Origin of the sequence: Bradyrhizobium sp. PRIMUS42 (assembly GCF_023006515.1) — a bacterium.
Lineage (GTDB): Bacteria > Pseudomonadota > Alphaproteobacteria > Rhizobiales > Xanthobacteraceae > Bradyrhizobium.
Window position 1 is genome coordinate 1 of sequence record NZ_JALBGZ010001045.1, and the last position, 1607, is coordinate 1607.

The 1607-nt window shown below is 64.6% G+C and carries 2 protein-coding genes and 1 pseudogene; 2 read left to right on the top strand and 1 reads right to left on the bottom strand.

Annotation, left to right across the window (positions count from 1 at the left end; genetic code table 11):
- Positions 1-179: 179 nt before the first annotated feature.
- On the bottom strand, positions 180-542 hold the full coding sequence (locus tag MOV75_RS37325; protein ID WP_246932517.1) for a hypothetical protein: 363 nt from the start codon (positions 540-542) through the stop codon (positions 180-182).
- Between the two features lie 155 nt (positions 543-697).
- Here MOV75_RS37325 and MOV75_RS37330 point away from each other — a divergent pair, with 155 nt between their 5' ends.
- Together MOV75_RS37330 and MOV75_RS37335 are read left to right on the top strand one after the other, a co-directional pair.
- Entirely contained in the window at positions 698-850 is a 153-nt protein-coding gene (locus tag MOV75_RS37330; RefSeq protein ID WP_246932515.1) for a hypothetical protein, read from the top strand.
- Between the two features lie 396 nt (positions 851-1246).
- Positions 1247-1607, top strand: a pseudogene (locus MOV75_RS37335) (hypothetical protein); the annotation flags it as partial.

Sequence of the window (1607 nt, forward strand, 5' to 3'; positions counted from 1 at the left end):
GTCAGCGCGCGCGACAGCGCGCTGCGCATCGTCAAAGTCTGGGCGTGAGACGGTGCAAGCGCCGCTCCGGCAATCAGACACACCGCCGCGCACGCCAGGCGCGCGGCCATTCCCCTGCGAAGCATGAAACCGACCTGTGAAGGATGAACCTAATGGGCGCGGAACGCCCGACCAATCCGTCAGGCAATATGTTTGGGAGGTGGGGAGTCGGTATCGGGGATTATTCCGGCGAGCCGGGATGCACGTTGCGGGCTGGTTGCCGACACAAGCGCGACCGATGCGGTCGACAGCGGCGGCTGTGTCACCGTCAGCGAGAAGCAGCCATGGCAATGATGCCCGCCGATGGCCTTGTGGTCGCTGTGACCCGGGGAGCCGTCGAGGACCGCAGCGATCTCCGAGCCCCCACCGGGCGTGGTGACGTCGATGTCGTGCGAGCCGTGCAGCGCGCTCGCGAGCAGATAGACAACCGCGATCAGCACAGACAGCAGCCCGCGCCAATTGCGCGGACGGCAAGTTCTGGAGGGCTGGCGGTTCGCAAGCACGACGTCACTCTGGTTGCGGTCTGTGCCCGGCCTAGCATGGCGGCGGGAACAGTGTCGACCCGCAACATTGTTACGTCCCTGGAACAATTGCCGCAGCAGTGCGTCGCGGCCGCCTCTCACTGGCGGGCGATGCGTCGATGCAAGGCAATGGTTTCGTGGGTCGGCTCCGCGATGCGGCTGCCATCGTCGGCTTCCACGGCACGACGACCCGCTTCCATCGCCCGCTCCAGCCATTTGATGGCTTCGTCGATCCACTGGTCGTGGTGCTCGGGATCGGCAAGGGCCTTCTCCCGGATGCATCTGCCTGATGCAGGCGCGCGCCGTTCTGCGATCCACGCGCCGCTCCCGGTCCGGAAGGCTCCGCCCCGATCGCATCTTTGATGATCCCGGGGCCGGCGTCCTTAACATAGGACAGGCGAGGGAGAGATAAGGCACTGCAAACGCGGAAAGGCCCCAGCCCGGGGCTGACCGGCTGAGGCCTTTGTGCTCACAATCTTCATCCTTGGGACTCGAACAGGAAACGCACATCTTGCCGGTTCGTTCCGCAACTGACGCCGAATTAGGAACGTTCCTCATTCCTCCCGATTAGCAACCAGAAATGTCTGAGGAGGATGGGACTATGGACGGACTGATTTATCTCATCGGCTTGATCGTGGTGATCATGGCGATCCTGTCGTTCTTCGGCCTGCGCTGAGAGAACGGCAATGGAAACTCTCGTACGGGACAACATGATGGAGGGCGGTGCCGCTGCCGACGACCGCCGGTCCATCCAGTGGAGTTCGGTGCTCGCAGGCGCTCTCTCCGCCGGCGCGATGTCGTTCATCCTGGTCGGCTTTGGCGTTGCCATCGGCCTCGGTGTCAGTTCGGCCTCGCCGACATGGCGCGATGCTTCGGCGGCGCTGGCGCTGCTCTCCGGGCTGTATCTGATCATCCAGGCGATCATCAGCTTCGGCTTCGGCGGTTATATCGCTGGCCGGACGGCGCGACCGGAGCCCACGCTGGCCACGGTCGAGGACGACGGCGAGTGGCGGGACGGGCTGCATGGCCTGACCTCGTGGGCGCTGG